15 protein-coding genes and 3 pseudogenes are annotated in these 24,273 nt (G+C 69.6%); 9 read left to right on the top strand and 9 right to left on the bottom strand.

The window, feature by feature from the left end:
* Window positions 1–19: 19 nt before the first annotated feature.
* Window positions 20–355: a hypothetical protein gene (locus OG331_RS50585; protein WP_406190975.1), complete on the bottom strand. Its 336-nt coding sequence runs from the start codon at window positions 353–355 to the stop codon at window positions 20–22.
* Window positions 356–459: 104 nt separating this feature from the next.
* Between OG331_RS50585 and OG331_RS50580 the strand changes: the two genes are divergently transcribed.
* From OG331_RS50580 to OG331_RS50565, 4 genes are all read left to right on the top strand, one after another.
* A complete protein-coding gene (locus OG331_RS50580; RefSeq protein ID WP_406190977.1) occupies window positions 460–909 on the top strand; it encodes a TadE/TadG family type IV pilus assembly protein in 450 nt (149 codons plus the stop codon).
* Window positions 909–4,313 (top strand): hypothetical protein, encoded by a 3,405-nt coding sequence (locus tag OG331_RS50575; RefSeq protein WP_406190979.1) that lies wholly within the window; start codon window positions 909–911, stop codon window positions 4,311–4,313. Before OG331_RS50580 ends, OG331_RS50575 begins: the two co-directional genes overlap by 1 nt.
* Window positions 4,314–4,371: 58 nt before the next feature.
* On the top strand, window positions 4,372–4,662 hold the full coding sequence (locus OG331_RS50570) for a hypothetical protein (RefSeq protein WP_406190980.1): 291 nt from the start codon (window positions 4,372–4,374) through the stop codon (window positions 4,660–4,662).
* 294 nt (window positions 4,663–4,956) lie between these two features.
* Window positions 4,957–5,346, top strand: a complete 390-nt coding sequence (locus OG331_RS50565) for a hypothetical protein (RefSeq protein WP_406190982.1) — start codon at window positions 4,957–4,959, stop codon at window positions 5,344–5,346.
* 186 nt (window positions 5,347–5,532) lie between these two features.
* On the opposite strand, the gene OG331_RS50560 is transcribed toward OG331_RS50565, so the two are convergent.
* Window positions 5,533–6,996, bottom strand: coding sequence for an amidase (locus OG331_RS50560; RefSeq protein ID WP_406190984.1), 1,464 nt, complete (start codon window positions 6,994–6,996; stop codon window positions 5,533–5,535).
* A 64-nt stretch (window positions 6,997–7,060) separates the two neighbouring features.
* Here OG331_RS50560 and OG331_RS50555 point away from each other — a divergent pair, with 64 nt between their 5' ends.
* Window positions 7,061–7,690, top strand: coding sequence for a TetR/AcrR family transcriptional regulator (locus tag OG331_RS50555; RefSeq protein ID WP_406190986.1), 630 nt, complete (start codon window positions 7,061–7,063; stop codon window positions 7,688–7,690).
* A gap of 99 nt (window positions 7,691–7,789) precedes the next feature.
* On the opposite strand, the gene OG331_RS50550 is transcribed toward OG331_RS50555, so the two are convergent.
* The 4 genes from OG331_RS50550 to OG331_RS50535 form a co-directional block, all read right to left on the bottom strand.
* Window positions 7,790–8,068 carry a hypothetical protein gene (locus tag OG331_RS50550; protein ID WP_406190988.1) on the bottom strand — a complete coding sequence of 93 codons (279 nt, stop codon included), beginning with the start codon at window positions 8,066–8,068 and terminating at the stop codon, window positions 7,790–7,792.
* Complete coding sequence (locus OG331_RS50545; RefSeq protein WP_406190990.1) at window positions 8,047–8,250, bottom strand: hypothetical protein; 204 nt, start codon at window positions 8,248–8,250, stop codon at window positions 8,047–8,049. The genes OG331_RS50550 and OG331_RS50545 overlap by 22 nt, the downstream gene beginning before the upstream one ends.
* A 3-nt stretch (window positions 8,251–8,253) precedes the next feature.
* Complete coding sequence (locus tag OG331_RS50540) at window positions 8,254–8,637, bottom strand: hypothetical protein (RefSeq protein WP_406190992.1); 384 nt, start codon at window positions 8,635–8,637, stop codon at window positions 8,254–8,256.
* A 509-nt stretch (window positions 8,638–9,146) separates the two neighbouring features.
* Window positions 9,147–9,416, bottom strand: a complete 270-nt coding sequence (locus OG331_RS50535) for a helix-turn-helix domain-containing protein (RefSeq protein ID WP_406209530.1) — start codon at window positions 9,414–9,416, stop codon at window positions 9,147–9,149.
* A 653-nt stretch (window positions 9,417–10,069) separates the two neighbouring features.
* Here OG331_RS50535 and OG331_RS50530 point away from each other — a divergent pair.
* Entirely contained in the window at window positions 10,070–10,834 is a 765-nt protein-coding gene (locus tag OG331_RS50530) for a hypothetical protein (RefSeq protein WP_406190996.1), read from the top strand.
* Between the two features lie 88 nt (window positions 10,835–10,922).
* Here the strand turns inward: OG331_RS50530 and OG331_RS50525 are convergent.
* From OG331_RS50525 to OG331_RS50515, 3 genes and pseudogenes are all read right to left on the bottom strand, one after another.
* A pseudogene (locus tag OG331_RS50525) lies at window positions 10,923–11,045 on the bottom strand (IS701 family transposase); the annotation flags it as partial.
* Window positions 11,046–11,077: 32 nt separating this feature from the next.
* Window positions 11,078–11,419 carry a transposase gene (locus OG331_RS50520; RefSeq protein WP_406209587.1) on the bottom strand — a complete coding sequence of 114 codons (342 nt, stop codon included), beginning with the start codon at window positions 11,417–11,419 and terminating at the stop codon, window positions 11,078–11,080.
* Window positions 11,408–11,620 (bottom strand): annotated as a pseudogene (locus OG331_RS50515) (IS5/IS1182 family transposase); the annotation flags it as partial. The pseudogene OG331_RS50515 and the gene OG331_RS50520, both read right to left, overlap by 12 nt.
* A gap of 447 nt (window positions 11,621–12,067) precedes the next feature.
* Here OG331_RS50515 and OG331_RS50510 point away from each other — a divergent pair.
* The 3 genes and pseudogenes from OG331_RS50510 to OG331_RS50500 all read left to right on the top strand — a co-directional run bounded on the left by OG331_RS50510 (window position 12,068) and on the right by OG331_RS50500 (window position 24,240).
* A complete protein-coding gene (locus OG331_RS50510; protein ID WP_406190998.1) occupies window positions 12,068–13,321 on the top strand; it encodes a cytochrome P450 in 1,254 nt (417 codons plus the stop codon).
* Between the two features lie 176 nt (window positions 13,322–13,497).
* A pseudogene (locus OG331_RS50505) lies at window positions 13,498–20,103 on the top strand (SDR family NAD(P)-dependent oxidoreductase); the annotation flags it as partial.
* Between the two features lie 147 nt (window positions 20,104–20,250).
* A complete protein-coding gene (locus tag OG331_RS50500; protein WP_406190999.1) occupies window positions 20,251–24,240 on the top strand; it encodes a type I polyketide synthase in 3,990 nt (1,329 codons plus the stop codon).
* Window positions 24,241–24,273 lie beyond the last annotated feature (33 nt).

Genomic DNA, 24,273 nt, shown 5'->3' with positions numbered 1-24,273 from the left:
CGCGCGACGGCACCTGGGCTCACGCGCCGCGCGTCGAGCGTGCTCGAGCTCTTGTCTGGCAGACGGCCCGTGCCGTGCGCCACACGCTCTCGAACTCTCCGATGGTGAGGTCCCGCGGATCAGGGATGTCCCACTCATGGACGGGAACCTCGGCGGTGGCGCCGAAGGTCGCTTCGTAGTCCGCGAGAGTTCCGGCCTGTTGGGCGGCATTCCACTCGGTCAACGAGGCCGCGGCGATGGGCCTTTCGAGCGGACCTTGGAGCTCGACCTGACGGGTGGCCCAGCCGTCGTCGTCGACCTCGAAGTAGAACCAGATGTTTTCTTCGGCCCAGTGGCTGCGAAACCAGCGCGTCATGACGTCATTGTCCGTGAACGCGCTGGGTCACGCCGACGGGAAAGCATCATTGAAGCCCGGGCGGCCGCTGCCGAACCTACGGCTTCTCCGACATGGGAGGGCTGATGAGCGTTCATCGGCTGGGCGAGCGGGCCCGGTTCGACGACCGCGGCGGCGTCACGGTGTTCGTCGCGGTGTGCATGGTCGCGCTGATCGGCATCATCGGCGTCGCGGTCGACGGCGGCAGCAAGATGCGCGCGGTGGAACGCGCCGATTTCATCGCCGGGGAAGCCGCCCGGGCAGGCGGACAGGCCATCGATCCCGCCAAGGCGATCAGTGGTGAAGCCGTGGTCGTGGATCCGCAGGACGCGGTCGCCGCCGCGCGCTCCTACCTCAGCTCGGTCGGCGCCACGGGCACCGTCAGCGTCTTAGGGGACGGCAAGACGCTCACCGTGACCGTCAACGACGCCTACGACACCAAGTTCCTGTCCGTCGTCGGGATCGGCTCGCTCACAGTGGCCGGCCACGGCGAGGCCACCCTCCTGTACGGCGTCACCGCTCCAGAAGGAAGCTGATGCGCACCACCCACTCCCCCGCCGCCACAGCAGGCCGTACCCTGGGCCGAGCCGTCAGGGCCGGCTTAAGCCTGCTTGTCCTGGCCGGCGCGGTCGCCGGGCTCCCGCTGCTGCTGGCGTGGGCCACACCGGCCATCTGGGCATCCAGCCACGACGACCTCACACACCTGCTGGACCGCCAGGACACCGGGGCTGCGTTCCTGCTCCTGCTCGTCGCGGTGGGCTGGATCGGGTGGGCACAGTTCACGTTCTGCGCCGTACGCGAACTGGTCGCGCAGCTGCGCGGCCGGGTCTGGCGTGCCCCTCGCGGACTGGGCAGCTCACAGCGCGCCGCTGCGCTCCTGATCGGCAGCATCCTGGTCCTGCTACCCACGAGCTCGGCCCTCGCCTCCGACGCCCAGGCAGCTCCCGCCGCCGCCTCGGCCCGCCTGCCCGGCCAGAGCCACGCCCCGCAGGCGGCCGAGGCCGACCACGACGCGACGCGCGCGGGCACGACGCACCGTGCATACACGGTGCGCGAGACGCGGCCGGCGGAAAGCCTGTGGGCCATCGCCGAGCGGCAGTTGGGGGACGGCGAGCGATGGCGGGAGATCGCCGACCTGAACGAGGGCAGGACCATGGTCGACGGCGAGGTCTTCCGCGCGAACAGTTTTCTGCAGCCGGGCTGGCAGTTGCAGATGCCTGATGCCGGGGATGCCGCGGGAGGCCTCCGTACGCAACTGGGTGCTGGCGCCCCGCCTGTCGGTGCCGAGAAGAGCGAGCACGTCGTCACGGTCCAGTCCGGCGACTACCTGTCGAAGATCGCCGAGGAGGAGCTCGGCGACGGCAACGACTGGCCTCGGCTATTCAATGCCAGCCGGGGCAAGCCGCAGCCGGACGGCCTGCCCGCTATCACCGACCCGGACCTGATCCGCCCCGGGCAGCAGGTCACTGTGCCCGGCACCCAGCCCGAACAGCCGCCCCAGAATCGCGAGTCGGGAAGCACGGAGACCACTCCCCCGGCCGGCCAGAAGCCCGACAGCGAGCAGAACCCGGGCGGGGGCACGGGGGATGAGCAAGCGCCCGCGCCGAGCCATACCGCAACACCTGCCCCCGAGGCCTCGGCCCCCAGCGCATCGGCAAGCCACACTGCCGGGCAGGATCAGGCCTCTCCGTCCGCATCGGCCTCTGCAGCACCCGGGCCCACCGCCTCGGCCTCCGCCGTCTCGCCGTCGGCTGAATCATCTGGCTCCGCTGCCGCGTCATCCGCCCCTACGGCGTCCGACGCCCCGGCGACGGCTCCGGCCGGCAGCCCGCTGAACTTGCGCACTGTTCTCGGCGCCGGGGCGCTGCTGGCCGCCGCCGTCACCGGTGCCCTCGCCCTGCGCCGGACGCTGCAACGCCGCCGCCGCAAACCCGGCGAGACGATCGCCATCGCGCCGGAGACATCCACGGCGGAAGCCCAGTTGGCGGCGGCCGCCGAGCCCGGCGGAGCTGCCCGCTTGGACCGTGCACTGCGCACTCTCGCCCACCAGCCCGCTCGCCCAGAAAGCCTCGGCGGTCTGCCGTCGCTGCGGGCCGCACGGATCGGGGCCCGCGCGCTGGAGGTGCTGCCCGAGGACCTCTCCCAGGAGCCGTCGGCACCCTTCGTACCCGGGAAGGGCGGTTGGTGGGTCCTGCCCTCTGATGCCGTCCTCCTGGACGAGGAAGCCGCCCGCGAGGTGCCGGCACCGTATCCCGGGCTGGTCACGATCGGCAGCACCGCGGCGGGGGACCTTCTGCTGCTCAACCTGGCGCAAGTGCCTGCGCTGCTGCTGGACGGCAACCCGGTCCACATCACCGAACTGTGCACCTCCCTCGCCCTGGAGCTCGCGATGAGCCCGTGGGCGAACGAGGTCGAGGTCGTCACGATCGGATTCGGTGACGACTTGCCGCAGTTGCTGCCCACCGCGCGGATCGCCCACATGCGGCAGGCCGAGCACGCGCTGCGCGATCTGTCCGAACGGCTGCTGGAAACACACCAGATGCCCGAGACTCAGCGTCACCCGTACCTGCTGCTGTGCGCGGCCTCGCTGGACGCCGACACAGCCTGGCAGTTCGCCGATGTCATCAGCAGGTCCGGTACGGTGCCCGTCACGCTGGTCGCCCCGGCGAGTTCGGCGGCCCCGCACTTCCCCGAGGCGGAACTCCTCAACGCGTCCGTCGGCGAGCCGCAGCACCTCGACCACGCCGGCATCGACATCACCGTGCAGCGCCTGGAGCACGCCGCCTACCTGCAGATCACCACCGCACTGACGTTGTCCGGGCAGCCAGCCCACCCGGCCGAGGGCCACTGGCAGGACGTCCCGGACGAGCCCGACAGGACTGCGCAGCCGCAACCGCCCGCACCAAAGGACCTCATCGCGCCGACGAGCCCTTCGTTTGCAACGGCACCGGACGGGCGCAGCGAGGCGTTCCCTGCTCTGGTCGCCGCCACCACGGATCCGTCCGGGCTGCGTCTCCTGCCTACCGCCGTCGTGCCGACGCAGGGCCACGACGAGCCCGGCCCAGACACCGAAGCAGCAGTCGCGGCGCCCCCGCAGTCCACTGGCGGTGAAGAGGTCGCGGCGGCGAACGACACCGAGGACCTGGTCCAGGACCACGAGGGGGTGGAGAAGTCCGAGGCGCATGCCCTGCAGGCGCCGGAGATCCGAGTCCTGGGTCCGGTCGAGGTGACCGGCGTGGACAGCACCGGCCACGGCCCGCGGATGGCGCAGCTCGCCGCCCTGCTGCTGTTCCGGCCCGGGCGCAGCGCCGACGTGCTGTGCTTCGACATGGATCCCGTCAATCCCTGGTCGGTGAGCACCCTCAACGCCCGGGTAGGGGGCCTGCGGCGCTGTCTGGGCAGCGATCCCACCGGCAATCCCTACGTGCCCCGCCGCAGCTCCGGCGAAGATCCCTACCGGCTCTCCCCCGGCGTGCGCTGCGACTGGATCCGTTTCCTGCAACTCGTCGAACACGCCCTGCCGCTAGGCCCCACCGGCCTACCTGACCTGGAGAAGGCCCTCGGCCTGGTGCGCGGCCGGCCGTTCGGAGGCAAGCCCCTGCCCTGGGCCGAACCCCACCAGCAGGAAATGATCACGCGGATCATCGACGTCGCCCACACTGTGGCCGCGTACCGCACGCCCGCGGGTCCGCACCACGACCTCAGCGCGGCCCGACAGGCCGTCGCGACGGGTCTCGACGTCGACAACAGCGCAGAGCTGTTGTATCGGGACTGGCTCCGGATCGAGCATTCGGCCGGGAACCGGCAGGGCCTGCATACCGCCATCACCCGCGTGCAACAGGTCAACCACGCGCTGGACTGCTCCCTGGAGTCTGAGACATTCCAACTGATCAACGAGCTCCTCAATAAGCCACCGGCAGGCGCGCTCCCCACGCGGTGAGGCGGCCTCCCGCTACAAGCAGGGCCAGCACGGCCGTTCAATACGCGCTTAGCTCGGGATGCCCCGGTTCAAGTCGAAGCGCAAGGCGTGCCTTGCGTGCCGGTTCACCACCGGTACGCTCCGTGTCGAGTCGGACGGCCGGCATGTCACGCTGCCCTGGCTGGGCACCATCCGCACCCGCGAACGCACCGCCGAACTCCTCGGCCGCGTGCAGGCAGGAAAGGCCCGGGTCCTGTCCGCGGCCGTGCGGCACGAGCGTGGACGAGGACAACGCCAGCGCAACCGCGTCCCGCTTGAACTCGGCTGTGCACCGCTTGCTCGTATATCTCTTGCTGCTCACTACCTGTGACGAGGACGGGAGCAGTCGCACAGCGCTCCGTGTCCGTCCGTTCGCCGTAGTTATACGAGAACAGGGCCATGCCGGCCGCGAGATGACCGGCGAGGCGCTCGTATCCGGTGTCGGCCGACGGATCAGCCACAACGCCCTCCACCCGTCTGGCGACAAGAACTTACGGCCGACAAGGATGCTGTCGGCCTGGTCTCAACGATCAACAGCGCAGGTCGTGGTGTCGGCGGCGGCTGTCCCTTCCGCCTGGAGATGTCGGTGTGCCCACCAGCCCGGCCGGGCTGGCACGATGCGTGTATGACGTTGCCGACTCCCTGCCCTGCTGATCTGATCCCGGAGGCCACCGGTCTGGACGCCTATACCGCGGTCTATCAGCAGGCTAAGCGGCAGCGTGCGGTGTTCGTTGCTGTGGAGTGTCAGGCACAGTTTTGGACGGTGAAGGTCGACACGCTCACCGCGGGCCCGTCGTACGCCGTCGACGACACGGTGATCGAGACTCTTCGTGCCGCCGTCGCCCATCTGGTGCGCTCCCGCGAGATCCGTCCGGACTCGCATGAGAGCGTTGGCTACGTTGCGCTGTTCGACATCGGCAGCGAATCCAGGGCTCGTGAACTTGCGGCGGCGCTGCATGCCTCCCTGTATGGAGACCTCACACTACTGAGCCGCGCGGTTCCAGAAATCTCCTGACCCCAAGCTGCTGACATCCCGCGAGGGCCGTGCCTACCTGCTAAGACGCGGTATCAGACGATCCCGCCTCCAGGCGGACCGGGGCTGCAACGGGCAGCACCTCGGCGACGGACGGTAGTGGTGAGGGGGTGTTGGACGACTCTCTGTCACCCCCGCCCCGCCAGTCACGCAAGCGGCTTGACACGATCATTGAGATTCTCCTTGATCATCGGATCCGCCGTTGATTAGACACTCCCCCGCCGACGGTCGGAGCGAGGGCCACGCCGTCTGCTCCTCGAGGGCAAAGGCGACTTCCAGAAGAACGCGTTCGTCGCCGTGCGCGGCAGCCAAGTGGACACCTATCGGTACGCCCTCTTCGGCCATGCCCATGGGGAGCGAGAGGGCCGGTGTGCCCGCGATGTTCTGCAGGGGGGTGAAGGCGATGTACTGCTGGAGCCGGTTGAGGAGCTCGTCGTAGGGGACCTCAGGGCCAATGTGGCCGAGTGGCGGGGGCACGTGTGCGAGGACGGGGGAGACGATCAGCTCATGACGGTCGAAAGCCCGGGCATAGATGTAGGCGGCGCGGCGCAACCGCCTCACCGCTCCCGGCACCTTGACCCATCCTCCTCGGGTGAACTGCCTGCGGAGTCCCTTGGTCAGCCCGTCGAGGAGCGTGGTGTCGAAGGAGCGGTCGAACATGAACCTTCCCGCACCTCCGATCACCCCCGCTAGGAGGGTCCAGTAGGTGATGAAGTCTGTGCCGAAATCGTCTGCTGCAGGCATCGAGATGGGTTCGACGACGTGCCCCTGGGCTTCAAGCAGCCGGGCCGTGTGTTCCACTGCGTTCCTAGTCTGCTCGTCGACGACGGCGTCGGTGACCGAGGTCAGGAGCAGGCCGACGCGCAGGCGCCTTCGGGCCGGGCCCTCCACCAGCCCGATCGGCGCGAGGCGGGGATTGCGCCAGTATCCCTCAGCCGCAGCGATGTAGGCGGCGGTGTCGCGGACTGTGCGCGTCAGGACCCCTTCGGAGACGATGTTGATCGGCATGGTGCGGGCCAGCTCTCCGTCGCGATGCCGGCCTCGGGAAGGCTTGAGACCGATCAGGCCGGCGGCCGCGGCGGGAATGCGGATGGATCCGCCACCGTCGTTGGCGTGCGCGATCGGCAGGGCGCCCGTGGCCACCAGCGCGGCTGCCCCGCCGGACGAGGCGCCGATGGAGCGGGTCGTGTTCCAGGGGTTGCGGATGGGAGGTGCGCTGCGGAATTCGCTCGTGGCATTGAACCCGAACTCCGGTGTGCGGCTCTTGCCCAGGACTGTAAGACCGGTTCCCATCAGCTGTTGGGCGTAGCGGCCGGTCCGGGCGGCGGGCTTGGCGTGAAAGGCGTCGGTCCCGTAGTTGGTCGGCATGCCGTCGACATCGGTGTTGTCCTTCACCAGTGTCGGTACGCCGTAGAGGGGAGCCTCGGTATTGCTGGAGCGTCGGGGTGTCGCGTAGGCCGTGTAGGCGGTGGCGGCCAGGAACGGGTCGACGTGCTGGATCCGTGCTATCGCTGCGGCCTCGACCTCCTGCACGCTGAGCTCCCCGCTGCGGATGAGGGCGGCGAGGGCAACGGCGTCGTGGTCGGCCAGGGCGTCGTCGGTGAAGGCGTGGACGCGGGTCGGCTTGTTCATGGCGTCACGCTAGGAGCAAGCCGACAAGAAGTCTAGAACTTCTTACAGACTTTAAGATGGCTCCATGAAGCGACGCCATGGTGAGAACGCGCAGCGACGACGGGCCGCCTTGATGCAGGCGGCCGTCGAAGTGACTGCAGAAAAGGGGATGGCGGGCGTCACCCACCGGGCGGTGACGGAACGGGCCGGGCTGCCGCTGGCGACCGTCGGCTACTTCTTCGAGTCGATCGACGATCTGGCAGTCGAGGCGCTCCGGACGAGGGTCGCCGCCGACGCGGAGAGCATGGGCGTCCTCGCCGAGAAGCTGAAACAGCAGGACAGCAGCCCTGATGAGGTGGCGGCCGCGTTCGCGGCGGCCGCAGGCGCTCTGCCCCGTGTCGAAGCCATGGCCTTCATCGAAGCATTCCTGCACGCCGCCCGCGCTCCCGAACTTCGGCAGGTCGTGGTCGAGGCGGTCGACATGGGGCGTGGCGTCGCGGCCGCGGCCGCGGCCAGTCTGGGTGACGACAACGCTGACACCGGGGCCTTCCTGGCCCTGATCCACGGCTACATGCTGCACAGCCTCGCGGCGCCGGACCGGGTGGACCTGGACGCGCTGTTGCGAGGCGTCCGTGCTCTCTTCCTCGGCGGACTTTTGGATGCCGGGAAGGTCGAACTCGCGCTTGAGCTGGCGGGACGGTCGGCCCGTCCCTGAGTGGGCGTTCAGAGGTGGTCTGTGGCGTAAAGTGCGCTTCGCGCGCGTCAGTCTTGAGGCGTTTGCCTTCTCCGCCCTGACCCTCAACTACCCCTACGGTCACGACTCCACGATACGAGGGCAGACCCAACGGCCGTCGTCGGCGAGCGTGAACCGGTGCCGCAGACAGCGGTCCACGTCCTCGACGGGGGTCGGGTCGGCCCGCCACGCCTCAAGCGGCCTACGCCCTTCAAGGGCCTGCGAGGAGTGCTCGGTGTTCCACCACGTGATCCACTCCAGCAGCAGACGGACGAACTCGGCGAACGGCAGCGCAGTCGCCTCGTCCACGCGGCCGGGGCGGGCGCCGGGGCGCAGCCTCAACGCATCCGCTCCGCGCACCGGTTCAGATTCTCGATCGACCCCTTCAAATCCGGCCGGTAGGCGGGCAGGTCCTGCACCGGCACCGCGAAATACCCCAACGCATCGGAGACCGTCGCGGAGAGGAAGTCGGCGCCGCGGACGATACGCACCAGCGAGGGCAGGCCACCGACGGGCCCGTACGGGCCCGTCGGGCTCCTCATCCCTTACCAGCGCGATCCGCAACGCGGCCCGGCCAGGATCGCGTCCCTCGAGGGCTGATGCGGCGTGATCGCCGCACCCGGAATCACCTCGGTCGCACAGTCGATGAACCATGTCACCCACGGGAACACCAACTCGCCGTCCAGCAACACCTCGACCGACACATGCTTATGATCCGCCTCCCGGCAGGCATTCCGCCACAGCCTCGGCCGCCACAGATGCACATCGTGACGCCGCCGGGCCGGCTCCCCGACCGCAAGCGCCGCACGCTGCCCGGGGTTGAGGTCGAGGCGGATCGCCCGATGCAGCGTCGCCAACGACGGCACATCGGGCACCTGATTGCCCTCGGCGCGCGCCCGCGCAGCCTCGGCCACCAGATCCCGGTGCACCGCGGCCGCGTTCCCGCACCACGCCACCAGACGCCCATGCAAGTCATCAGTGATACGGAAACGCTCCCGCTGAACCGGACCCGTACGCCCCCACACCGTCCGGAATGACACCCCCCGCCGACGACGCGACCAGCCGCACATGCTCTGTCGTCAGCTCCCCGCGCCCGTCCGGTGCCAGCAACCGGGACACCGCCTACTCACGACCCAGCCGCCGCTCCCCCACCACAAAGGACATCTCCGCCCGGGAAACCGCACCGCTGGAGCCAAGCGCTTCCACCCCGCCCATAGAGCACCCCCCTGACACCGACGCCGCGCACGCGGCGCACACCAGGCACGATCCTCGTCAACACGCAGACACAGTCCGGAAGTTCACACGATCCGACACAGATACGTGATTTAGGGAAATAGCAACCCGCCGGGCGGGAACCTGCGGGGCGAACCCGAGCCGGTGCATCAACCGGGTGGCGCGGCGCCCGAGACGCTGCAGGAGACGTGGAACTTCCTGCCGATCAGCGGGTGGCCACCCTCGATGCGGTCCACACCTGGTCCTCGACCCAGCCATGCGCGGCCGGCCCCTCCTCCAGATACACAGCCAGCTTGTCCAGACACCGCGGGGACAGACGGCACCGTGACCCGCTCGGCCCCCGGGAAGCCAGCGCCTGAACACCACCGTCCCGCCGCAACTGATGCCACTGATAAACCGACTTCACGCTCACCCGCAGCCGCCGAGTGACTTCCGACGGCTTGATCTGCTGCTCGAGCAGTACAGCTGCCTGCATCCGTAACGACTCCCGACGCTGAGGCCCCCTCGGAGTCAGCCCGCCGCCATCCGCATATCTCATCCCACCACGGATACAGTCACCCACTCACACCCATCAGGGACTTCGCGACGATTCACCCCACCGAGCTGAAGTCAGTAACACCACGCCGCGGACACCTACGGCGCAGCGCGTTGGCTGTTCCTGCCCGAACTTAAGGCACCAGCAACGAATGGTCTCGTTGGAGACGGCCAGTCCGCGTTCGAGTAGGTGCTCGTCGACCTCACGGAAGCTGAGCGAAAGCGGAAGTACGCCATACACAGTGAGACTATGGCCGGTAACCGGTGGTTCGCGTAGATCCTCATACTCGGCCCGACAGTGTGACAGGGCTCAGCGCCCCCACCACTGCCCAATGGGGCGGTCCCGCTGCCCGTAGGTTCACAGTGACCTTGGATCTGCCGTCAGCGTCCATGGCAACCTGTCATCCTGGCGTCAACCCCCGTTACGTAGCGGCACTTTGGCCACAAGCCCCCCCACCCGCTGCCCCGGCCGCGTACAGGAATTCAGGCGGGGCGTGTCCACCCACAGCCACTCAATTGGCGCCGTCGTCGGAACGTGCGGGGCGGGGCAGTGCCCTGGTGCTCAGTGGGGAATCGACTAGGAAGAGACCGTCCATGACACATCGCAAGGCCCGGCTGATCGCGCTCACGACAGCCACTCTTTCCTTTGGCGCCGTGGCTGCCGGGACCGCCTCCGCCGAGACTCCCACGTTCTGTGGGGACATGTACGTCTGCTTGGAGAACGGCACCGTCTTCGGTGGCCCGGAGGAGACTTACCCGGAGACCCCGAGCGAGACCCAGATCACTGCACAACAGATAGTCGAGGACTGTGCGGTCGACAGGCAGGCCGACGCGCCTGGGGTGTCGTGCGGCTTCTACCCATACGGCGAGCCCGAGGTCGTGGGGTTCGGGAAATGGGAGCCGCTGACCTCCGACTACACCAATTGTTACGGCGGAGGCGGTGACCTCAACAACATCGAATGGAGTGACCACAACGAATACACCACGTCCAACAGTGTGACAGTCGGTGCCAGTGTCGAGATCGGGCTCAGCGAGCTGGTCCAGGTCTCGATCGATACAAACTTCCAGCACACCTGGGGTTCGTCGACCGGTACGACGCAGAGCTTCACCGCGTTCGTCCCCAAGGGCTACAAGGCACATCTGCAGCACCGTTACCAACGTCAGCAAGTCACTGGCGTGCTGTGGATCGACTACGAGCACACTGGCACCGGACCCATGGAGGGCCACGGCCACCATTACTGGGCCATTACAGACTTCACGGCGACCTCCCCGGTAAAGGGATCCTCCGACGCGACGGTTAAGGATCAGGTGTCCCTCGCCAAGCCCCGGCCAGTGCAGGCGGGAGACTGCACCGACTGATTCCGTGACGCGGTCCTGAGGTGGGCCAGTCGTTCAAGAGCTGGCCCACCCACCCGGTCGTGAGCCTCGATCACACAAGGCAGCGGGGTATTTCCTGTCGCACGTCGTCGAGCACCTCATCCGCGTCCCACTCGATCCGGTTCAGCATCCGGTGGATACGGTCCGGACCCTCGTGGCCGGCTTCCTCCGCCAGCGTCCAGCTGTTCTTCCGGGTCTGGTCCGAAAATGAAAGCTGATCCCAGGTCAGTGAGGTGACTGGTGGGCTGTGTTCAGGTGGTGGCGTCGTCTGCCGGATTTGTGCTTGCCGGCGGATTCGTGGTGGCCAGGGCAGACTCCGGCCCACGAGGCGAGGTGGCATGCGGTCGCGAAGCGGGCCATGTCACCGCCGGTCTGCGCGATGAGGACTTCAGCGACGCCCTGGCCGACGCCGGGGATGGTCTGCAACAGCTCAAGCTCGCGGCAGAAAGGGAGTATCTCCTCCTCGATCCGCGCGGACAGCTCGCCGATCGCGCCGAGGTGGTCGATGCGTTCAAGGTGGAGCCGGCACAAGAGCGCGTGGTGTCGCTGAAGTAACAGTGGTGCCACCTGCCGCAACGTGAGGTTCGTGCGCCAGTACGTGGCCGCCAACAGGACGCGGGCTGCCAGCGGCAGCCGCCAGGGGCGGCCCCGCTGAACGTCGCCGCCACGACGCCGCACCAACGCCACCAGCCTGGCGAACTGCACCTCGGTCAACCCGGAAAACGGTTCGATCCACTTCGGATCATCCGCTGAGATCACCACACCCATGTCATTTCGGGGCAGCCGCATTGGTGACATGTAGGTGTGAATATCTCCTCCGGCCGCCATTCCCGGATCAAGGCACGCAGACCTTTTTCAGTCAGCAGAGTCGGGACTGCCAATTCGATGCGGCAGAACCTGGCCCTGCGTAACCCGCGGTGTCATACGAGTGCCGTGGTGGCCGCCGGGTCTCAGGCCCAAGGCGCGCAGCCGGCGGTGGGTCACGACTCCAGCGACAGCCTCACATCGTCCGCGGCTACTTCGGCGGCTCACACGTCGGCTACGTCCTGAACGGGAACCCATTGCTTTTCTGATCAATAACTACTCGCACGTAACGTGATACGCAGCACTCTGCCTTTCGCTGTGCGCCCTCACCCGTATGCACCCCCTATACTTCAACGAGTACTTTCCTGCAGGATCCCGGCCGGGACGAACGATTACAGAGGAACCCAGCACGTGAGCAATGCTTTTGTGATCGACAATATCCAGACCAATCCGCTCCATGCTTTGCTGGATCCTCAGGTCCGCCCCGATCCCTACGGGATTCACGCAGAACTCCGCGAGTCCAGCCCTCTCCGAGTGGATGAGGGTCTGGTGATCGTCGGGGATTACCGCAGCTGCTTAGCGGCGATGCGCAATCCGGCCCTGGGCAGCGACACCCTGAAATCGTCCTGGCTCAAGGGGGTGCTTCCGCAATCCGAAGCGCCGGTCCTCGACTCCATCTTCTTCATGGATCCGCCCGACCACCCCCGCAAGCGGCGCTTGATCTCCAAGGCCTTCACGCCCCGTATCACGGCCCGGTATGAACCCTGGATCCAGGGCCTCGTCGACGGCGCGATCTCCGAGATCGCGGACAAGGACTCCTTCGACGGGGTCCGTGACTATGCGAACCGGTTGTCGATGGGCACCATCTGCGAGCTGATGGATCTTCCGCCGAGCGATGTGCCCATGCTGAAGGAGTGGTCCGACCAGTTGGCGCTCGCGACCGAGCTGCCCACGCTGGTGGCCGCCTTCCGCAACTCGGAGATGTTCTCGGCGGAGCAGTTGGCCGGCTTCGACAGGACCTCCATGGCGATACACGCCTACTTCGCCGACCTGATCCACAAACGGCGCAAGAAGCCCGGCGAGGACCTGATCTCCAGTCTGATCCAGACGGAGGAGGAGGGGCATTCGCTGACCAGGCATGAGGTGACCAATGTGCTCCTCAACCTTTTCGCCGCGGCTCATGAGTCCGTCACCAACCTCATCTCCAGCGGGATGCTCATACTGTCGCGATACCCGGACCAGTTGTCGCTGTTGCGCGACGACCCATCGATCGCCCCGCTGCTGGTCGAGGAGGTTCTGCGGTACGACGCACCGGTGCATGTCACGGCACGGGTCGCGCTGTCCTCCACATGTGTCGGCGAGATAGACGTCGAGCCGGGGACGATCGTGATCCTGCTGCTGGCCGCCGGCAACCGCGACGAGGCGGAATTCCCCCAGGCCGACCGTTTCCAGGGCAACCGGAAGACCAAGGGGATCGGGCTCGCTTTCGGCGCCGGGCCGCATTTCTGCCTCGGTGCCAGCCTGGCCAAGCTGGAGGCGGAGATTGCCCTCAAGGCATTCGCTGAACGGCTCACCGACTTTACGGTGGACGAGGATTCGCTGACCTATCGGCCGCATGTCGTCGCCCGCGGTCTGCAGAGCATGACCGTCCGCCGCCGCCCTTAAATCCCCGGGCTCTCTCGCTTTCATCTTCACCCCCACATTTCACGGTTTCGCACTGCACATCTGCAGCCGTTATTTTCGCGTGCGCATTTTCGCCTCTCTCTTTGCGTGGCGCAATTCACCTTCGCCTTCCGCCTCGAACCGTGCCAGGAGACCCAGTGTCGACAGAAGACGACAAGATTCGGCAATATCTGAAGCAGGTGACGGCCGAGCTGCTCCGCACTCGAGAACGACTGCACGAGGTCGAGAAGCGAAATGACGACCCCATCGCCATCATCGGAATGGGTTGCCGTTACCCCGGCGGCGTGGGGTCCGCAACGGATCTGTGGGATCTGGTCGAACGCGGCGATGACACGATATCGAAGTTCCCCGACGACCGGCACTGGGATGTCGAGAAGCTATACGACCCCGACCCGGAGGCGGGCAAGTCGGGCCGGTCGTATGTGCGCGAAGGGGGCTTCCTCTCCGAGGCCGGCCACTTCGACGCCGGTTTCTTCGGCATCTCGCCACGAGAGGCACTGGTGATGGACCCTCAGCAGCGGGTGCTGCTGGAGGTCGCCTGGGAAACCCTGGAAGCCGCCGGAATCGACCCGGAGTCCCTGCGCGACAGCGGCACCGGGGTCTTCGTGGGGGCATCCGGCCACGACTACGAGACGCTGTGGAAGGCCTCGAAGGAGTACTCGCCGCACGGCATCACCGGAAACAGCACCAGCGTCATCTCCGGCCGGGTTTCGTACTGTTTCGGCTTCGAGGGACCGGCCGTCACCATCGACACCGCGTGTTCCTCGTCGCTGGTGGCGCTCCATCTGGCCGCGCAGGCACTGCGTGAGGACGAGTGCTCCCTGGCGCTGGCGGGTGGGGTGACCGTCATGAGCACTCCAGCCACCTTCGTGGAATTCTGCGGGCAGGGCGTGACGTCGCCCGACGCTCGGTCCAAGTCCTTCGCGGGCGCGGCGAACGGAGCGGTCTGGGCCGAGGGCGCCGGGCTGCTGCTGTTGGAGCGCCTGTCGGACGCGCGCCGCCACGGCCACCGGGTGCTGGCCACTCTCCGGGGTTCGGCGGTCAACCAGGACGGCACGAGCAACGGCCTGTCCGCGCCCAACGCAGCAGCGCAGCGCCGGGTGATCCGGGCGGCGCTGGCCGACGCGGGCCTGACGCCGCGCGACGTCGACGTAGTGGAAGCACACGGCACGGGCACCGCACTGGGTGACCCGATCGAAGGAGAGGCGCTGGTCGCGACCTACGGTCAGGACCGGCCGACGGACCGGCCGCTGTGGCTGGGCTCGGTGAAGTCCAACATCGGCCACACACAGGCCGCCGCGGGCGTCGCCGGCGCCATAAAAATGATCATGGCGATGCGGAACGGCCTGCTGCCCCAGACCCTCCATGTCGATGTCCCTACACCGAAGGTGGCGTGGGGAGTCGGCTCGGTCAGCCTGCTGACGGAGCCTGTCGAGTGGCCCCGCACGGACGGACCGCGCCGCGCCGCCATCTCGTCGTTCGGCATCAGCGGCACCAACGCCCATGTCATCCTGGAAGAGCCGCCCGCCGAGTACGGGGCCAGCGAGGAACCGCCCGAGAAGGCCCCCGGCGTGGCGGACCCCCTGCCGCTCGTGCCGTGGCTGGTCTCGGGCAGGAGCGAGCGGGCCCTACGGGCCCAGGCCGAGCGGCTGCTGGCCTTCGTCGAGCGTTCCGATCAACGGCCGGACGCGCCGGACCCGGCGGAACTGGGCTGGTCTCTGGCCACCACTCGCAGCAGCTTCCGCCACCGGGCCGTGGTGCTGGGACAGGACCGGGCCGCCCTCACTGCCGGGCTGCGCCATCTCGCCGAGGGGACACCGGGCGCACAGGTGATCGAGGGCGTGGCCGCGGCCGGGTCGCTCGGCATACTGTTCACCGGCCAAGGCTCTCAGCGGCCGGGCATGGGACAGCAGCTGGCCGAGGCGTACCCCGCCTTCGCGACCGCCTTCGACGCGGTGTGCGAGGAGCTGGACGGGCACCTGGAACGGCCGCTGCGGGACGTGCTCTTCGCTCCCGCCGGCTCCGAGGAGTCGGCGCTGCTGGACCGGACCGACTACGCACAGGCGGGGCTGTTCGCGGTCGAGGTCGCCCTGTTCCGCCAGTTCCAGTCCTGGGGCGTACGGCCGAAGGTCCTGCTCGGGCACTCCATCGGCGAGATCTCCGCGGCACATGTGGCCGGGCTGTGGTCGCTGAAGGAGGCGTGCCGTCTCGTCGCGGCCCGCGGCCGGCTGATGCAGGCGCTGCCCGCCGGTGGCGCGATGCTGTCGGTGCGGGCCTCGGAGGACGAGGTCATGCCGCTGCTGGCGGGCCGTGAGGACCGGATAGCCGTCGCGGCGGTGAACTCCGCGGACTCCGTGGTGCTCTCCGGTGATGAGGAGGAAGTGGCACGGCTGGAACGGCTGTGGGCCGAAGAGGGCCGCCGCACCAAGCGGCTGACGGTCAGCCACGCCTTCCACTCCCCCCACATGGAGCCGATGCTCGCGGACTTCGCCGAGGTCGTGCAGGGCCTGGACTTCCAGGAACCCGAAATCGCCGTGGTGTCGAACCTCACCGGTGAGGTGGCCTCGGCGGAGGAGCTGCGTTCACCACGCTACTGGGTGGACCACGTGCGCCGGACCGTGCGCTTCCACGACGGTCTGCGGACCGTACACGCCCGGGGCGTCGACACCCTGCTGGAACTCGGTCCGAACGGCGTGCTCTCCGCACTGGCGCAGGGGGGCGGGGCCGCCGGGGAGTCCGTGGCCGTACCTGCGCTGCGCAAGGACCGGGACGAGGCCGAGAGCGTCGTCCTGGCTCTGGGCGCGCTGCACACCCACGGCGTCGAGGTGAACTGGAACGCGGTGTTCGCCGCCGCCGCGCAGCGCGGGATCGAGCTGCCGACCTACGCGTTCCAGCGGGAGCGGTACTGGCTCGCCCCGACCACCGGCGCCGCCGACGTGGAATCCGCGGGGCTGTCCCACGCCGGCCATCCCCTGCTGGGTGCGGCGCTCGGGATGGCGGACAGCGAGGGGCTGGTGCTCACCGGCCGGCTGTCCCTGCGCGACCAGCCGTGGCTCGCCGGGCACCAGGTGATGGGCGCGGTGATCCTTCCCGCCACCGCCCATGTCGAACTGGCGTTGTGCGCCGGTGACCGGGTCGGCTGCGACCTGGTCGAGGAACTGACCCTGGAAGCCCCGCTGGTGCTGCCCCCGGACGCCGCGGTCCGCGTCCAGATCCTGGTCGGGTCCCCGGACGAGGCAGGGCGGCGTTCGGTACGGGTGTTCTCGCAGCCCGAGAGCGCCCAGTACGCGGGCGGCGGGAGGTGGCGGCCGCACGCCGCCGGGTTCCTGGCAGTCCGGGGGGCCGCCCTCCCCGAACCCGAACTGGTCGAGTGGCCGCCGCCCGGGTCCGAGGAGATCGCCGGCCCGGAGGTCTACGACCAGCCCGAGTCGTCCCACACCTACGCCTACGAGGGCGCGTTCCGGGGCCTGCGGACGGTATGGCGCAGGAAGACCGCGCAGGGCGCCACCGAACTGTTCGCCGAGATCTCGCTCCCCACCGACGCGGCCGGGGAGGCGGATCGTTACGCGATGCATCCGGCGCTGCTCGACGCGGCGTTGCACGCGGTCGGCCTCGGCCCGTTCCTCCAGGCTGTCGACGACGGAGCGGGCAGCATGCCCTTCTCCTGGTCGGGGGTGTCGCTGCACGCCTGGGGCGCCTCTGCACTGCGGGTACGGATCCGGGGCGCCGACGGGCAGGTGGAACTGACCCTCGCCGACAGCGACGGCCTCCCCGTGGCGTCGGTGGGCTCCCTGGCCTGGCGGCCGGTTCCGCTGGAGCGGACGCAGCTGACGGGCCACAGCGCCGAGGAGTCGCTGTTCGGGCTGGACTGGGTCCCGGCACCCCCGGCGGCGGCGCCGGACTCCGCCGCCCCATGGGCCGTGATCGGCGACTCCTTCGAGGGCGCGGAGTCCTTCCCGGACCTGGCGTCGCTGGCCGCCGCCATCGACATGGGCCTGCCCGTACCGGAGGTGGTGCTCCGTCCTGTCGCCCCGGCGACCGAAGCCGCCGGGGAGGTACCGGGGCAGGTACGCACCGCTCTCACGGATCTGACGGGAGAGCTCGCGGCCTGGCTGGCCGACGAACGGTTCGCGGCGGCGCGCCTGGTCCTGCTGACCCGCGGCGCGGTGACCACGTCGGGACGCGGCCCGGTGGACCTCACCAGGGCACCGCTGTGGGGCATGGCCCGGTCGGCGCAGGCCGAGAACCCGGGCCGGCTGCTCCTCGTGGACGTCGACGACCCCGCCGTCCCGGCGAGCACCGTGCGGACCGCGGTCGCCACCGCGCTGGGCGCGGGGGAACCGCAGCTCGCGCTCCGTGCGGGGGAACCGCTCGTCCCCCGGCTGCACCCGGTGACCTCCGACGCGCTGCTCCCCGTCCCCGCCGGCGAACGGGCATGGCGTCTGGACTCCACCGCTCCGGGAGCGCTCGACAACCTCGCGCTGCTGCCCTGCCCCGAGGTCCTTGAAGACCTGGCACCGGACGAGGTGCGGGTGGAAGTGCGCGCGGCGGGCGTGAACTTCCGCGACGTGCTGATCGCCCTGGCCATGTATCCCGGCCGCGCCGTTCCGGGAGCCGAGGCCGCGGGTGTGGTCCGCGAGGTCGGTTCCGCGGTGACCGGCCTGCGCCCCGGCGACCACGTGATGGGCGTCTTCACCGGCGCGCTGGGCCCGGTCGCCGTCACCGACGCCCGGCTGGTCGCGCCGATGCCACAGGACTGGTCGTTCGAGTTGGCCGCGTCGGTGCCGATCACCTATCTGACCGCCTACTACGGGCTCACCGATCTCGCCGGGATGCGACCGGGCGAGTCCGTACTGATCCACTCGGGCGCGGGCGGAGTCGGCATCGCGGCCATCCAGATCGCCAGGCACCTCGGTGTCGAGGTGTTCGCCACCGCCAGTCCCGGCAAGTGGGACTTCCTGCGCGGGCTCGGACTGGACGACGCCCACATCGCGTCCTCGCGCACCGTCGAGTTCGAGCAGAGCTTCCGTGAGGCCACCGGTGGCCGGGGAGTCGACGTGGTCCTGAACTCGTTCACCGGCGAGTTCCTGGACGCGTCACTGCGCCTGCTCGTCGAAGGCGGACGGTTCATCGAGATCGGCAAGGCCGACATCCGCGACGCCGACGAGATGGCCACCCAGTACGGCATCACCTACCAGGCGTTCGATCTGGTCGCGTCCGCGGGAGCGCCGCGGATCCAGGAGATGCTGCACGAGCTGTTCGCCCTGTTCCGCGAGGGCGCGCTCACCGCGCCGCCCCGCCGGGACTGGGACATCAGGCGGGCCAAGGAAGCGCTGCGGCACGTCAGCCAGGCCCAGCACGTGGGCAAGGTGGTGCTCACCGTCCCGCGCCGGCCGGCCTTGGCGCAAGGCACGGTTCTCATCACCGGTGGCACGGGGTGGCTGGGCGGGCTGATGGCACGCCACCTCGTCCGGCAGGGCGCGAAGCACCTGGTGCTGCTCGGCCGCCGGGGCACGGATACCCCGGGCGCCGCCCAGCTGGTGGCCGAGCTGTCCGCCGAGGGAGCCGAGGTGACGGTCGCCACCGGTGACGTCGTCGAGCGGGGTGACGTTGAGCGGGTGCTGGCCGGCATCCCCGCCGAACACCCCCTGACCGCGGTGATCCACGCCGCCGGCGTGCTGTCCGACGGCGTCGTGGCGTCGGTGACGGGCGAGCAGATCGACACGGTCCTGCGGCCCAAGGTGGACGGGGCGTGGCATCTGCACGAGCTGACGCGGGACCTCGATCTGGCCTCGTTCGTGTGCTTCTCGTCGGCCGCGGGAATCTTCGGCGCGGCCGGGCAGGGCGCCTACGCGGCGGCCAACTCCTTCGTGGACGCGCTGATGGCCCACCGGGCGGCCCAGGGGCTGGCGGGAACCTCGCTGGCATGGGGCCTGTGGGCTCCGGGTCAGGACGAGGCGTCCGGCGGCGGCATGGCCGGCGGCCTGGCAGCCGCCGACTGGGCGCGGATGAACCGCACGGGCGTGCTGAGCCTGACCGCCGCGCAGGGCCTGGCCCTGTGGGACGCGGCGCGGGAGTCCGACCGCGTGCTGCTGGCTCCCGTCCGGCTCGATCTCGCCGTGGTCGCCGGGCTCGGCGAGTCCGTCCCGTCCCTGCTGCGGGGCATGGTCCGGACGTCGGTGCGCCGCAGTGCGGGCGGCCGCCAGCCCTCCGCTCCCTCCGAGTCCCCCGAGGCGCTGGCCCGGCGGCTGGGCGCCCTGCCACCCGCGCAACGAGTCCGCAGGCTGCTCGAACTGATCCGCGGTCATGTCGCCGCGGTGCTGGGATACGCCTCGGCCGAGGACCTGCCGGTGGACGCCAGCTTCCGCGATCTGGGATTCGACTCGCTGACCTCCGTGGAACTGCGCAACCGCATCAACGGGGCGACCGGGCTCCAGTTGCCCGCCACCCTCGTGTTCGACCAGCCGACGCCGGCCGCCCTCGCCGAGCACCTCGGCGCGGAGATCGCCCCGAACGCTTCTGGCCCTGCGCAGCCCGAGGCCGAGGGGACTGCGACCGTCCTGGCGGAGCTCAGCACGCTGGAGAGCAGCGTGTCGGCGCTGGACGACGACGAGCTGCGCGCCACCGTCCGGTCGCGGCTGCGCGCCCTGCTGTCCGGACTGGAAGACGCCCCGAGCGCCGACGCCCCCGACTCGGACACCCTGCGGTCGGCCACGCTGAGCGAGCTGTTCGACTTCGTGGACCGCGAGTTCGGACGCGGTTAGGGCCGGTCCGGGCGCTCTTCGAGGAGCGGCCCGCGGCGTCGGGTTCGTCGCACGGCGGAGGAGAAGCCCGAGAAGAGCGCCCGGACAGGGCCCAGGGCCGCACAGCCCGATTCACACCTGCCATCTCGATCTCAAAAGCGGTGCCACATGTCGAATGACCCCAAGCTCGTCGAATACTTCCAGCGTGTGACGGCCGAACTGTACGAAACCCGAGAGCGGCTGCGCGCGGTCGAGCGCGCAGCGGCAGACGATCCCGTGGTCGTCGTGGGAATGGGCTGCCGGTTCCCCGGCGGGGTCCGCTCCCCGCAGGACCTGTGGGAGGTGTTCCGCGACGGCCGGGACGTGATCTCCGACTTCCCCGAGGACCGCGGCTGGGACACCGACGGCCTCTACGACCCGGACAGTGAAAGCACACCACCGGGGAAGACCTACGTCCGCCACGGCGGATTCCTTTCCGACGCGGCCGACTTCGATCCCGCTTTCTTCGGTATCAGCCCCCGCGAAGCCCTGGTCATGGACCCCCAACAGCGGATCCTGCTGGAAGTCGCCTGGCACGCGCTGGAATCCGCCGGGATCGACCCCACCACCTTGCAGTCCACCCGCACCGGCGTCTTCACCGGCCTCATCCACGGCGACTACGCCAGCCAGGCCCAGCAGATACCCGAGGACCTCGTCGGCCAGGTGTCCATCGCCAACACCAGCAGCGTGGCGTCCGGCCGGCTCTCCTACACCCTCGGCCTCCAGGGACCCGCGATCACCCTGGACACCGCCTGCTCCTCCTCCCTGGTCGCCATCCACCTCGCCGCCCAGTCGCTCCGCAACGGCGAAACCACCCTCGCCCTGGCCGGTGGCGTCACCGTGATGGCCGGCCCCGCCCGCTTCATCGAGTTCTCCCAGCAGCACGCCCTCGCGCCCGACGGCCGCTGCAAGCCCTTCGCCGCCGACGCCGACGGCACCTCCTGGAGCGAAGGGGCGGGCTTCATCGTCCTCGAACGCCTCTCCCACGCCCGAGCAGCCGGCCACCGCGTACTGGCCGTCCTGCGCGGATCGGCCGTCAACCAGGACGGCTCCTCCAACGGGCTCACCGCGCCCAGCCGCCACGCCCAGCAGCAGCTCATCCACGACGCCCTGGCCGACGCGCGCCTCACCCCGCACGACATCGACGCCATCGAGACCCACGGCACCGGCACCCCCCTCGGCGACCCCATCGAAGCCCACGCGCTGGACCCCGTCTTCGGCCCCCGGCGCGACCGCCCCCTGTGGATCGGCTCCGCCAAATCCAACCTCGGCCACGCCCAGGCCGCCGCGGGCATCGCCGGCACCATCAAGATGATCCTCGCCATCCAACACGCCCAGCTCCCAAGGACACTGCACCTCACCGCACCCAGCCCCCACGTCGACTGGGACGCCACACCGCTGGCACTCCTCACCGAGCACACCTCCTGGCCCGACGCCGGCCGCCCCCGCCGCGCCGCCGTGTCCTCGTTCGGCATCAGCGGAACCAACGCCCACCTCATCCTCGAAGAGCCCCCCGCGGACGACGCCGCCCCGGCGGCGACCGCCACCGCGCCCGCCAGTGGCACCGCACTCCCGCTGCTGCCCTTCGCCCTCTCCGGCACCACGCCCAAGGCCCTCGTCGCCCAGGCCCGACAGCTCCTGGAGCACCTCACCCCCGACTCCGGCCTGCTGGACCTCGCGTACTCCCTCGCCACCACCCGCGCCCACCACCCGCACCGCGCCGTCGTCCTGGCCACCACCGTCGACGGGCTCATCACCGAACTCACCCGCATCGCGGACGGCACACCCTCCGCCGACACCATCACCGGCCGCATCGTCCCCAACACCACCACGGCCTTCCTCTTCCCCGGACAGGGCACCCAGTGGGCCTCGATGGGCGCGGAGTTGCTGGACTCCTCCAAGGTATTCGCCACGAAGATGGCCGAGTGCGAGAGCGCTCTGGCTCCGTTCGTCGACTGGTCGCTCACCGAGGTGCTGCGAGGCGCTGCGGGAGCCCCGTCAACGGACCGGGTGGATGTGCTGCAGCCGACCCTGCTGGCGCTGATGATCTCCCTGGCCGAACTCTGGCGCTCCTATGGTGTGACACCTTCCGCGGTCGCCGGGCACTCCCAGGGCGAGATCGCCGCCGCCTGGGTGGCCGGCGCGCTGTCGCTGCCGGACGCCATGCGGGTGGCGGCGCTCAGGAGCCGTGCGCTGACGAAGCTGTCCGGCCTCGGTGGCATGGCCTCGGTCGCGCTGCCCGAGCAGCAGGTGGAAGAGATGCTGGCGCGCTGGAAGGGCCGGCTCACCGTCGGCGCGGTGAACGGCGCACGGTCCACCGTGGTCTCCGGCGACCCGGAGGCACTCACCGAACTCCTGGCGGAGTGCGCGGCACGGGACGTACGGGCGCAGCGCGTCCCGGTCGACTACGCGTCGCATGCACCGCAGGTGGAACAGATCCGCGACCAGGTCCTGAGCGACCTGTCGGCCATCGCTCCGAAGCCGGCGGAGGTGCCGTACGTCTCCGGGCTCACGGGGAAGCTGATCGAGCCCGAGAGCCATCCGCTGGACGCTGACCACTGGTACCGCAGCCTTCGCGAGCCGGTCCGCTTCGACCGGGCGACGACGAGCCTGATCGCCGACGGGCACCGGCTGCTGCTGGAGGTGAGTACGCATCCGGTGCTGCTTCCGGCCGTCCGCGAGACCCTGGACGACAGTGGCGTCTCCGCCTCCGTCCTGGCAACGCTGCGCCGCAACGAAGGCGGCATGGGACGCTTCCTGTGCGCGCTGGCCGAGGCGCACGTGGCGGGGGTCGGGATCGACTGGCACGCGGTCTTCGATGGCACGGGCGCCCGCCGGACGGAACTGCCCGGCTATGCCTTCCAGCGCGAACGCTACTGGCTGGACCCGGTGCTGCCGACGTTCGTCCCCACGACCGCGCAGCCGCAGGCGGCCGAGTCGCCCGGTTCGCTGGCGGAGCGGCTGGCCGCCCTGTCCCCCGCCGAACGTGAGCAGGCGCTGGTGGACCTGGTCGCGGGCCATGTCGCCGTGGTGCTCAAGTACCGTTCGGCCGGGGAGGTCCCGGTCGAGGACACCTTCCGCGACCTGGGTTTCGAATCGCTGACCGCCGTGGCGCTGCGCAACCGGATCGTGGAATCCACCGGAGTGGACGTCCAGCTCACCGATGTCCTCAACTACCCCACCGTCATGGACCTCGCCGAATTGATCGGGGAACGCCTTGCCGAGGCGGAGCCGGTCCCGCCTACCCCCTCGCCCGCCCGCGACGACGCCGCGGCCCCCGGGGACAGCATCGCCGCGCTCTACCTGCAGGGGGTCGAAAGCGGCCAAACCGGCGAGGCGATGGGCCTGGTGCGCATGGCGGCGCGTCTGCGCCCCGCCTTCGAGGCGGAGACGGACGGCACCACCGCCGTCCTCACCCGGCTGATGTCCGGGAGTGACACGCCGCCGCTGGTGTGCACGACGGCGCCGGTGGCGCCGATCTCGGACGCGGCGTACTCCTTCCTCGCTCCCGCGCTGCCCGCACGGCGGGACGTATGGACCCTGCGGCCGCCGGGGTTCGCTGAGGGCGAGCTGCTGCCCGTCGGCCTTCCCGACCTCTTCGAGGCGCAGCGCAGGGCTCTGGCCGAACAGGTAGACCGGGAGGCGATCGTACTGGTCGGCTACTCGTCCGGCGGGTGGGTCGCCCATGGGCTGGCCGCCTACCTGGAATCCCTCGGCCGGCCGCCTGCGGCGGTGGTGCTCTTCGACTACTATCCGCCGGCGTCGGACGTGGACGAGGCGCGCGCCCGGTTCATGCGGGAGCAGGCACGGCTGGGCGGTGGCGACGGCCCGCTCACCCCGGACAGCAGGTCGGCCCCGCAGGGCCATGAACTGAGCGCCATGGGTCACTACATGAGCCTGTTCGACGGTTGGCGGCCCGGCCGGATCAGCGCGCCCACCCTGCACATCAGGGCGTCCGAGCTGCTCTCCGGCCTGACCGGTGAGGTACCCGAGGGCCTGTTCCCGGCCGATCTGTGCCACACCTCGGTGAGCCTCCCGGGCAATCACTTCACCCTCTTGTCCCAGCATTCCGAGGCTGCGGGCAAGGTTCTGCACGACTGGCTCACCGCGACGGTGTAGCCGCGCCCGGCAGACGCGGCGCCGGCTAACCGG

Origin of the sequence: Streptomyces sp. NBC_01017, assembly GCF_045162795.1 — a bacterium.
Taxonomy (GTDB): Bacteria; Actinomycetota; Actinomycetes; order Streptomycetales; family Streptomycetaceae; genus Streptomyces; species Streptomyces machairae.
This window is presented reverse-complemented; position numbering and strand designations above follow the sequence as displayed.

Coding starts and splice junctions, on each gene's coding strand:
- OG331_RS50500 (WP_406190999.1), top strand. CDS start 20,251: ATGTCGAATGACCCCAAGCTCGTCGAATACTTCCAGCGTGTGACGGCC.
- OG331_RS50535 (WP_406209530.1), bottom strand. CDS start 9,416: ATGCAGGCAGCTGTACTGCTCGAGCAGCAGATCAAGCCGTCGGAAGTC.
- OG331_RS50580 (WP_406190977.1), top strand. CDS start 460: ATGAGCGTTCATCGGCTGGGCGAGCGGGCCCGGTTCGACGACCGCGGC.
- OG331_RS50555 (WP_406190986.1), top strand. CDS start 7,061: ATGAAGCGACGCCATGGTGAGAACGCGCAGCGACGACGGGCCGCCTTG.
- OG331_RS50575 (WP_406190979.1), top strand. CDS start 909: ATGCGCACCACCCACTCCCCCGCCGCCACAGCAGGCCGTACCCTGGGC.
- OG331_RS50585 (WP_406190975.1), bottom strand. CDS start 355: ATGACGCGCTGGTTTCGCAGCCACTGGGCCGAAGAAAACATCTGGTTC.
- OG331_RS50530 (WP_406190996.1), top strand. CDS start 10,070: ATGACACATCGCAAGGCCCGGCTGATCGCGCTCACGACAGCCACTCTT.
- OG331_RS50570 (WP_406190980.1), top strand. CDS start 4,372: ATGCCCCGGTTCAAGTCGAAGCGCAAGGCGTGCCTTGCGTGCCGGTTC.
- OG331_RS50560 (WP_406190984.1), bottom strand. CDS start 6,996: ATGAACAAGCCGACCCGCGTCCACGCCTTCACCGACGACGCCCTGGCC.
- OG331_RS50545 (WP_406190990.1), bottom strand. CDS start 8,250: ATGAGGAGCCCGACGGGCCCGTACGGGCCCGTCGGTGGCCTGCCCTCG.
- OG331_RS50565 (WP_406190982.1), top strand. CDS start 4,957: ATGACGTTGCCGACTCCCTGCCCTGCTGATCTGATCCCGGAGGCCACC.